General features: G+C 58.5%; 10 protein-coding genes and 1 pseudogene. 9 read left to right on the top strand and 2 right to left on the bottom strand.

Annotated features, from left to right (window positions below):
- From ACW9UQ_RS17790 to ACW9UQ_RS17780, 3 genes and pseudogenes are all read left to right on the top strand, one after another.
- Positions 1-107: pseudogene (locus ACW9UQ_RS17790) on the top strand (IS5-like element ISCARN85 family transposase); the annotation flags it as partial.
- A 270-nt stretch (positions 108-377) separates the two neighbouring features.
- On the top strand, positions 378-1760 hold the full coding sequence (locus tag ACW9UQ_RS17785; RefSeq protein WP_458932343.1) for a leucyl aminopeptidase family protein: 1383 nt from the start codon (positions 378-380) through the stop codon (positions 1758-1760).
- Positions 1757-2590 (top strand): C40 family peptidase, encoded by an 834-nt coding sequence (locus tag ACW9UQ_RS17780; protein WP_458932342.1) that lies wholly within the window; start codon positions 1757-1759, stop codon positions 2588-2590. The genes ACW9UQ_RS17785 and ACW9UQ_RS17780 overlap by 4 nt, the downstream gene beginning before the upstream one ends.
- An 11-nt stretch (positions 2591-2601) precedes the next feature.
- Here ACW9UQ_RS17780 and ACW9UQ_RS17775 read toward each other — a convergent pair whose 3' ends face one another.
- Entirely contained in the window at positions 2602-2949 is a 348-nt protein-coding gene (locus ACW9UQ_RS17775; RefSeq protein ID WP_458932341.1) for a DUF2794 domain-containing protein, read from the bottom strand.
- A gap of 390 nt (positions 2950-3339) precedes the next feature.
- On the opposite strand from ACW9UQ_RS17775, the gene ACW9UQ_RS17770 reads away from it, so the two are divergent.
- The 3 genes from ACW9UQ_RS17770 to ACW9UQ_RS17760 all read left to right on the top strand — a co-directional run bounded on the left by ACW9UQ_RS17770 (position 3340) and on the right by ACW9UQ_RS17760 (position 6435).
- Entirely contained in the window at positions 3340-4920 is a 1581-nt protein-coding gene (locus tag ACW9UQ_RS17770) for a gamma-glutamyltransferase family protein (RefSeq protein ID WP_458932340.1), read from the top strand.
- A 112-nt stretch (positions 4921-5032) separates the two neighbouring features.
- Positions 5033-5791, top strand: coding sequence for a glycosyltransferase family 2 protein (locus tag ACW9UQ_RS17765; protein WP_458932339.1), 759 nt, complete (start codon positions 5033-5035; stop codon positions 5789-5791).
- A gap of 143 nt (positions 5792-5934) precedes the next feature.
- Positions 5935-6435, top strand: coding sequence for a L,D-transpeptidase family protein (locus ACW9UQ_RS17760; RefSeq protein ID WP_458932338.1), 501 nt, complete (start codon positions 5935-5937; stop codon positions 6433-6435).
- Between the two features lie 3 nt (positions 6436-6438).
- Here the strand turns inward: ACW9UQ_RS17760 and ACW9UQ_RS17755 are convergent, their stop codons facing one another.
- Positions 6439-6945, bottom strand: coding sequence for a CAP domain-containing protein (locus ACW9UQ_RS17755; protein WP_458932337.1), 507 nt, complete (start codon positions 6943-6945; stop codon positions 6439-6441).
- A gap of 177 nt (positions 6946-7122) precedes the next feature.
- Between ACW9UQ_RS17755 and ACW9UQ_RS17750 the strand changes: the two genes are divergently transcribed.
- From ACW9UQ_RS17750 to ACW9UQ_RS17740, 3 genes are all read left to right on the top strand, one after another.
- Positions 7123-7737 carry a L,D-transpeptidase gene (locus ACW9UQ_RS17750; protein WP_458932336.1) on the top strand — a complete coding sequence of 205 codons (615 nt, stop codon included), beginning with the start codon at positions 7123-7125 and terminating at the stop codon, positions 7735-7737.
- 149 nt (positions 7738-7886) lie between these two features.
- On the top strand, positions 7887-8102 hold the full coding sequence (locus tag ACW9UQ_RS17745; protein WP_458932335.1) for a hypothetical protein: 216 nt from the start codon (positions 7887-7889) through the stop codon (positions 8100-8102).
- Positions 8103-8199: 97 nt separating this feature from the next.
- On the top strand, positions 8200-8427 hold the full coding sequence (locus ACW9UQ_RS17740) for a hypothetical protein (protein ID WP_458932334.1): 228 nt from the start codon (positions 8200-8202) through the stop codon (positions 8425-8427).
- Positions 8428-8817: the final 390 nt, after the last annotated feature.

The following is an 8817-nucleotide window of genomic DNA, read 5'->3' as shown; positions in this document are numbered from 1 at the left end:
GAAGGCTGAAAGGCTTCCGACGTATCTTCTCAAGATTCGAAAAGCTTGATGTCATGTACCGCGCCTTTCTGAACGTCACCCTCATCGTGGAGATGATTAAGTGTTAACAGGCCCTAGTACGAAACTCAATCCTCAAAATGGACGGTGACCCCTCAATCCCCCAGTTCTAGAGAAGAAACGCGTCTGCCAATTTGCTTAGATCAGGGTGAACGACGATACCCATCTACTCGTCTCCTTTGTAGTTGGACTATCGCTAAGCGGGATTATCCTGCGCGTCCATATGCTCTGACTATTCAAACATGTATTGAAAGCCCGGTTTCAGCCCGCAACGAAACCGATTACTGTGACCTAAAGCGCAGATTTAAGGCAGCATGAGCATGGCAGCAACATTTTCAAAACAGCCCGGGGCAACGCCGATCCATGTGATCGACGCTGACAAATCGGCCGAGCAGATGGCCACACTGCCCAGCCAAGCCTTGAACTGGGCAGAGGCGAACGGGTTCAGCGGGAAAGCCGGGCAAGTTCTGCTGGTCCCCGGCACGGATGGCACACCAACCCAGGTTCTGGCCGGGTTCGGCGATCAGACAACCCGCCAACGTGGCAGGTTTCATCTGGGCGCCTTAGCCAATGTACTGCCAGCGGGTCACTATCGGATTGCGACGGAACAAAGCCGCGAACTGGCCGAGGAAACCGCCCTCGGCTGGCTGATGACCCAGTACCGCTTTGACCGCTATAAAAACCAGCCAGAGGCCGCGGCGCATCTGGTGGCCCCGGACACGGTCGATGCCGCAAGGCTGGAGACCATCGCCGCAGGGGTGGCGCTGACCTGTGATCTGATCAACACGCCAACCTCCGACATGGGACCCGATGGGCTGGAAGCGGCGGTTCGCGAACTGGCGGCTAAATTCGATGCCGATGTCACCACAACCCTTGGCGATGACCTGCTTTCCGCCAATTTGCCTATGATCCATGCTGTGGGGCGAGCCTCGGATCAGGTGCCGCGTCTGCTGGATCTGCGCTGGGGGGATCCGGCCGCTCCTGCCATCACATTGGTCGGCAAGGGGGTCTGCTTTGACACAGGCGGGCTGAATATCAAGCCCGGTGCTTCAATGGGGCTGATGAAAAAGGATATGGGCGGGGCGGCAACCGTTCTGGGGCTGGCGCATATGATCATGGCTCTGGCCCTGCCGATCCGGCTGCGGGTGCTGGTCCCGGCGGTGGAAAACTCCATCTCTGCGGGGGCGTTCCGGCCCGGTGACATCCTGACCTCGCGCAAGGGGCTGACGGTTGAGGTCAACAACACCGATGCCGAGGGGCGTCTTGTGCTGGCCGATGCGCTGACGCTGGCGGATGAGGAAACGCCCCGCATGATCCTGTGCATGGCGACCCTGACCGGCGCAGCGCGGGTGGCTCTTGGGCCCGATCTACCCCCGGTTTTCACGGATGACGACGCGCTGGCGGCAGATATTCTGAGCGCCGCCGACACAGCCCGTGACCCCCTATGGCGGATGCCGTTCTGGGACCCGTATGACAGCATGATCGAGCCGGGTATCGCCGATCTGGACAACGCGCCCAAAGGCGGCATGGCCGGGGCGATCACCGCAGCGCTGTTCCTGCGCCGCTTTGTCACCGAAACCCCGGCCTTTGCCCATATCGACTGCTATGGCTGGACGCCATCGGCCAAGCCCGGCCACCCTGCTGGCGGGGCCTGCCAAGGCGCGCGGGCCCTTCTGACCATGCTAGAGGAACGTTTCGCATGAATTTCGATCCCCGCCTGACCCCTGCCCGTCCCGATCTGGCCGCAGCACATCTGCGCGGTCAGGTCGAGGCCCCCCGCTTTGCCGAAGGGCATAAGATGACCGTTTCTGCCCCGGTGCTTGACCTGACCGCACAGCCAGCGCGCACCGCCGGACTGGCCAGCCAGTTGCTGCTGGGGGAGACATTCACCGTCTATGACGATGACCCCGAGACCGGCCTTGCCTGGGGTCAGTCCGAGACCGACGGCTATGTCGGCTATGTCTCACGCACCGGCCTGCGCCAGCATGAAGACCCGACCTCGCAGGTGACGGCGCTGGTCACGCATCTTTATCCCGAACCCAATCTCAAGACCCGTCCGCTGGAGGCGATGTCCCAATGCAGCCGCCTGACAACAACCGGCACCGATGGGGATTTCGTGGCGGTTGCGGGCGGCGGGTATTGCCCGGTCCAGCATGTCGGCGATCTGCAACCCTTTGCCAATGATCCTGTCGCGGTGGCCGAAGGGTTCGAGGGTTTGCCCTATCTTTGGGGTGGGCGCAGCGCCTTCGGTCTGGACTGCTCTGCCCTGGTGCAACTGTCCCATGCGGCAACCGGCGTTTCCCTGCCAAGGGACTCGGACATGCTGGCTGGGATCGGCACCGAGATTGACGGACCGCTACAACGCGGTGACCTGATCTGCTGGAAGGGCCATATCGGCATGATGTTGGATCCAGAAACCCTGCTCCACGCCAACGCAGCCCATATGGCAGTGGCCCGCGAACCATTGGCAGAGGTCATCACCCGGATCCACACCAACGGCTATGGTGATGTAACCGCGAAACGCCGCCTGTAAGGCGTTTCGGCTCAGCGCACCGCGCGGATCATCTTGCGTTCCAACACCTTCAACACCTGCTCCAGATCGTGGCCCCGCTTCAGGATGCGGCCATCCATACCAATGACCGAGTATTGCCCCTGCTTGCGGGCCAGCGCGGGCCGTTTCTCCACCCGGTAAATCGGATGCTCTGCGGTGTGGCGAAAGATCGAAAAGATGGCAACATCCTTAAGATGTGAAATCCCGTAATCCCGCCAATCACCCGTCGCGACCATGCGACCATAGACCGGCATGATCTTGGCCAATTCCGTGCGATGGAACGCAACGCATTGATAATCTGTGGGATTACTATTCGAGGACGGTGAAAAGACGTCAGCCATAAGCACAGCATCCCCTATCCGACACCATTTCGCAAGTACGGCAAAGATGGCAGCAAGTTCTTAACGAAATCACTTTGGCGACACAATTCGAGCATTACATCGCCGCGAATCTAAACGATAAGATACTTGTTGCTCAAGCGAGCTTCTCTCTGGCGCCAAGGGTTTCAGCCCCCACTCAATCCCGAGGCGCCAGAGGTGCTCGCTGGCAACGATCTCCACACAATATCAGCTGCACCGATTTGTCTGTCCCAGAAGCAAAGGACACGTCCCATCGCTTTGGTGTGTCTGCGGCAATCAGAACAAAGTCAGCCGTGCAAAGAAGCTGATGACAGAACCGCGCTCAGCCATATAAGGTGGTCTCGGACCTCAAAACCGATCTGGACACCAATAATGCGCGACTTTCACCAACCTGGCCGTTCTGTCGTTCTGGCCGTCAATGGCATGGCTGCCACCTCTCATCCTTTGGCCAGCAAGGTGGCCGTGCAGACGTTGGAACAAGGCGGTAATGCAGTCGATGCTGTGTTGGCGGCTGCTGTATTGCTGGGGATTTGCGAACCGCAGATGACCGGGATCGGTGGGGACTGCTTTGCCTTGATCCGCCCCGCCAGTGAGGATCGTATCGTCGGGCTGAACGCGTCGGGCCGGGCGCCGGCGGGCCTTGATCCTGCGAAGTTGCGAGCCGCGCATAAGGTGATGCCAACTCATACCGCGGACGCTGTGACCGTTCCCGGTGCCGTTGCGGGCTTTGTAAAATTGTCGCAGGATTGGGGAAAGCTGGGCCTGAAAACCGCGCTCGCCCCCGCGATCCACTATGCTGAACAAGGGATCCCCGTTGCGCCGCGCGTGGCTTTCGACTGGGCCAATTCCGTCGATGCCCTGCAGGGCGCGGCGCGGCAGGACTTTCTGTTTGCCGGCAAGGCCCCCAGCCCCGGCACGATATTCCGCAGCCCAAAACAGGCAGAGGCGCTGAGGCGTATCGCCATGGATGGGCATGCCGGTTTCTACGAGGGGGCAGTGGCGGAGGACATGGTCGCCGCCCTGACCGCAGTTGGTGGTTGCCACACGCTGGAGGATTTTGCCACCAGCACGGCCGAGTATGTCGAGCCCATCATCGGCCAATACCGTGGTCATGAGCTGATCGAACTGCCGCCCAATGGGCAAGGGGCGATCGCCGTGCTGATGGCAAACATGATGGCAGAGTTCGATCTCGCCGCGCTTGATCCGGCAGGCGCGGAGCGCGCCCATCTGGAGGCCGAGATCGCCAAACTGGCCTATGATACACGCGACCGCTTCGTCGCGGATGCCGCAAACGCGGCGCCTTATCTGGATCACATGGTGTCGCCGCAGACCGCCCGCGATCTGGCCGCGCTGATTGACCCCGGCAAAGCGCTGGCCTCCCCCGCCGCAGCGTCGGAAGCTATACATAAGGACACGGTCTATCTGTGTGTTGTCGACAGCTCAGGCATGGCCGTGTCACTGATCTACTCCATTTTCCACAGCTTCGGCTCGGGCCTCATGTCGCCCGAGTTCGGCATCCTGTTGCACAATCGCGGTGCCGGTTTCAGCCTTAGCGAAGGCCACCCGAACGAGGCCGGGCCCGGCAAACGCCCCATGCACACCATCATCCCGGCAATGCTGCGCAAACCCGGTGAGTTCCTGATGCCCTTCGGTGTTATGGGCGGTCAGTACCAGGCCTGCGGTCACGCCCGGTTCCTGTCCAATGTCGTGGATTACGGCATGGATGTGCAGCAGGCGATCACCCTGCCCCGTTCCTTTGCCTATGATGGTGTGCTTCAGCTGGAACGCGGATATGACACGGCGGCGCACACCGCACTTGCGCAAAAGGGCCACAGGGTTGAAACCCCTGATACCGCTATCGGCGGCGCGCAAGCCATCCATCTGGACCTGACCACTGGCGTGATGACCGGCGGATCAGACCCGCGCAAGGATGGCTGCGCTCTGGGGTTCTGATGCATAGGATGGTTGTCACAGCGGACATTCCAGATACAGTCGTCGACATCCAGCTGTCCCCACACTAAGGCCAGCAGATCAGTGCAGACCATCAAAAGAGTGACAACGGCCCATGCCCGCAACACCCAGCGTCTCGGTCATCATCCCGACCTACAAAGACCCGGTGCGCGTCATCGAGGCCATCGAGAGTGTGCGTGCACAAGGCATTGATGATCTTGAGATCATCGTTGTTGACGACGGGTCCGGCGAAGAGGTCCAGACACAGATCGCGCAGAACATCGCCGCACTGGACGACAAACGTATCCGGCCGGTTCTGTCCGGCAAGAACCGCGGTCCTGGGCGCAGCCGCAATATCGGGCTCCGGCTGGCCCGCGGGCGCTATCTTGCCTTTCTCGACAGCGACGATCTGTGGCGCCCGGAAAAACTGACCAAACAACTGGCGGCGATGGCCTCATCCAATGCGGTGCTGTCCTGCACCGGCTATGAAAATCTGGATGAAGCCACCGGTCAGGTCTCAAGCCGCATTCCACCAGCAGAAATGCGCTATGAGACCATTCTCTATGGAAATCCGATCGGCTGCTCGACCGTGATCCTGGACCGGGAAAAGGTTGGCCGAAGCTACTTTCCCGACCTTCCCATGCGGCAGGACTACGCGCATTGGCTTTCGCTGCTGCGGCGCGGTCATGGTGCCATCGGCCTGCCTGAACTGCTGACCACACGCCGCATCGTCAGCACCGCTTTGTCGGCCAATAAACTGAAGGCCGCGCGGCACACCTGGCGCGTCTTTCGGAACGAAGAAAAGATGGGCCTGTTAAAAAGCCTGCGCTGCTTTACCGGGTATTTTCTGAACGCGACGGTTTTCAAGAAATAGCCGGTCAAACTGTCGCGTGACGTGCGCGCTACAAATTCGCTGAAATTTGATGCGACGCTCGCAATCGCGTTGTGCTATTAACCATAACGACATATTCTCTCGGCAAGTTGCCAGAAAATAGGCGACATATTGAGGTAGTACAGATGTCGATTAAACTGAGCAGACGCAACTTTGCGCTGGGTGCTTCCGCGTTGGGCCTTTCAGCCTGTTCACGCGGCTACGCCCATCTTCCCGTCGCCGACCATGTTGTGATCAGTAAATCCGAACGCCGCATGCATCTTGTGCAGGGGCATAAAGCGCTGCGCAGCTATCGGGTTAATCTGGGCTTCAACCCTGCGGGCCACAAACAGGCCGAAGGCGATGGTCGCACGCCCGAGGGGCTTTATTTCATCGACCGCAAGAACCCGAACAGCAAGTTCCACCTGAGCCTTGGGATCAACTATCCGAATACCAAGGATATGGCGCGGGCAGAAACGCTGGGCGTGGAACCGGGCGGGGATATTTTCATACATGGCGGGCCGCGCCGCGGCATCGACAAGGGCGGCCCGGACTGGACCGCTGGCTGCATCGCGGTGCGCAACCGCGAAATCGAAGAGATCTATGCCATGGTCCGTATGGGCACGCCCATCATGATCCAGAGCTAAAGATCAGGACCCCAGACCACGCGCGCCACCACCGATCACCTGCACCCACCACAGCTTGCCATTGGGATCCTGATACCAACCCAATCCCATGTCAGATGCTGCCGGGTGCAGCATGCCCTGCCGGGTAATTGGATCAGCGACCCAGCTTTGAAACACCTGCAACTCGTTATCGACACTTTCCGAGATGTTCTCCGCAAGCACACGTCCGGCATAGCCCGCCCGCACCGCACGATCCTTGGGTGAAGTCCCATCAGATCCAAAGTGCCAGGCGCGTTTCTGGTTGCTCATGTCACGGGCTTGGGTACGCGCCGCAGCGGTCAGCCTTGCCGATAGCGAAAGGGGACGCAGCCCACGCTCTGCCCTAAGTGCGTTTACCAGATCAAGATGGCGCGTGCGCACTTCGTTGGCGCGTGCATCACTGATAAACGGCACGCCCGGGGCAATGCCGGTCGTGTCACATGCGCTCAGCGTGGCCAACATAAGGGCGGTAACCAAAGATCTGATCATCATAACTGCGAGTCCGTTCTGCCTGATATTTTGAACCGATGTCCTATCTCAAACCGACAAGGTTTCAAATGGTTGTTTCAACAGCACGGTGACATTTGATGATTCCGTGCTCAATTGATTGCAGGGCTTGCGATGCCTAGAGTCGCACTTTCTGCTGATTCTCTTGTGAAGGGATGCGTTATGCCTCAATCTGATCGCCTGAACCGGCGGCAGTTTACAATGCTTTCGGCCGGTGCTGCTCTCACCGGACTGACAAGTGCCTGCACGCCCGCCGCCGAGATCGCCCAACGGTCGTCTCAACCGGCAAATGCCCTGTCCGGGCAACCTAAATTGCAACGCCGTATCTCGGGTTTTCTGGCCCGCGACTGGCAACAACACTTTCCCAACCGCCGTAACGGGGTGGTTTTGGTAGATACTCGCGCCCGTGTGCTGCATTTCTGGGATGAAGCGGGGACGACCTATAATGTCTATCCGACCTCTGTGCCGCTGACCCCGGAACTGACCCGTACCGGCCGTACCAAGGTGGTCCAAATGCGCGTCGGCCCTGATTGGCGCCCAACACCCAATATGTTGAAGCGGAATCCAGAGCTGCCTGAATATGTTGGCCCAGGACCGCAAAATCCCCTGGGAACCCACGCGTTGTATCTGTCATGGCGCTATTACCGTATCCATGGCACAAACGACACACGTAAGATCGGGCGAAAGTCCTCAAACGGTTGTATCGGCTTGTACAATGAGGACATCGCCGAACTGTTCGGTCTGTGCAAGGTCGGTACACAAGTGTTGGTGATCTAGATGCCTGTGGCGAAATCGCTGCAGTATCCTCGGGATTCCACGCAAAGACATAAGTTCCATTGCGTGGAACCCTTTCAGGATATTAATCGTTAACCAGAGGATTCGGCCTGTCGCCGAAGCCGTGTTTTGTACTGCCAAGGAGAATATCAATGAAAAAACTAACCATCTCTGCCTTCGCTTTGGCGCTGCTGGCTGCCCCGCTGCAGGCTGGCAACGTTGAGCCCTTCGTTGTTGTCGAAGAAGAAGTCGTACAGCCTGCGGGTTCCAACGCGGGTTGGATCGTTCTGGGCCTGGCTGCCATCGCAATCGGCATCGCCATCGCAACCAGCGATGATGACGATCCTGAGCCAGAGCCACTGCCGTGATAATCGTTTGAAATCTAAAGATCGTCGCCCCATCTAGCAGCGTCTAGATCAAAAGATTTCTTATGCACCTGAACTTATGCACCTGAAAGGAAAATAAATGAAAAAGCTTGTAACATCTGCTTTCGCTCTGGCGCTGCTCGCGGCACCGCTGCAGGCTGGCAACGTTGAGCCCTTCGTTGTTGTCGAAGAAGAAGTCGCACAGCCTGCTGGCTCAAACGCGGGTTGGATCGTTCTGGGCCTGGCTGCCATCGCAATCGGCATCGCTATCGCAACCAGCGATGATGACGATCCTGAGCCAGAGCCAGATCAAGCACCTCTTAACTAATAGTAAGCTTTGCTGAGCTTTGAGCCGATACCGATCAACTCAGTTAGTTGACTATGTCGGTGAAAGTTCAGGCCTGCGAACTTTAATACACGCGCTGCTTCCGCAGCGCGTGTTTGTTTTTGGGATTAGCATTCTCTGATAATGGCTGTGACAAACGCCCCAAGGTCTCCGGATTTACGATACAAAAGCCTTTAAACGCTGCTAATTGTTGCGTGCTCCGCCTTTCCGAAGCGCGTATCAAGGGAGATTGAGAATGAAGAAAATCCTTACCGCCGCTGACCTGCCCCCCGAGGCTCCCTCATTCATAACGAGAGTCTGCGGGTCTGGTTTTCATATTCGTTGGTTTCGTTTTGGGCAAGCGCGCCGGGCGCGGAGCCCTCAAATTGCTCA

This window comes from Halovulum sp. GXIMD14793 (genome assembly GCF_054457435.1).
Note: the sequence above shows the minus strand (reverse complement) of the source record. Positions and strands in the feature narration are given on the sequence as shown.

Bases quoted from the DNA above. Each gene is read 5' to 3' on its own strand.
- ACW9UQ_RS17760 (WP_458932338.1), top strand. From the start codon at position 5,935: ATGTCGATTAAACTGAGCAGACGCAACTTTGCGCTGGGTGCTTCCGCG.
- ACW9UQ_RS17750 (WP_458932336.1), top strand. From the start codon at position 7,123: ATGCCTCAATCTGATCGCCTGAACCGGCGGCAGTTTACAATGCTTTCG.
- ACW9UQ_RS17755 (WP_458932337.1), bottom strand. From the start codon at position 6,945: ATGATGATCAGATCTTTGGTTACCGCCCTTATGTTGGCCACGCTGAGC.
- ACW9UQ_RS17740 (WP_458932334.1), top strand. From the start codon at position 8,200: ATGAAAAAGCTTGTAACATCTGCTTTCGCTCTGGCGCTGCTCGCGGCA.
- ACW9UQ_RS17745 (WP_458932335.1), top strand. From the start codon at position 7,887: ATGAAAAAACTAACCATCTCTGCCTTCGCTTTGGCGCTGCTGGCTGCC.
- ACW9UQ_RS17780 (WP_458932342.1), top strand. From the start codon at position 1,757: ATGAATTTCGATCCCCGCCTGACCCCTGCCCGTCCCGATCTGGCCGCA.
- ACW9UQ_RS17770 (WP_458932340.1), top strand. From the start codon at position 3,340: ATGCGCGACTTTCACCAACCTGGCCGTTCTGTCGTTCTGGCCGTCAAT.
- ACW9UQ_RS17775 (WP_458932341.1), bottom strand. From the start codon at position 2,949: ATGGCTGACGTCTTTTCACCGTCCTCGAATAGTAATCCCACAGATTAT.
- ACW9UQ_RS17785 (WP_458932343.1), top strand. From the start codon at position 378: ATGGCAGCAACATTTTCAAAACAGCCCGGGGCAACGCCGATCCATGTG.
- ACW9UQ_RS17765 (WP_458932339.1), top strand. From the start codon at position 5,033: ATGCCCGCAACACCCAGCGTCTCGGTCATCATCCCGACCTACAAAGAC.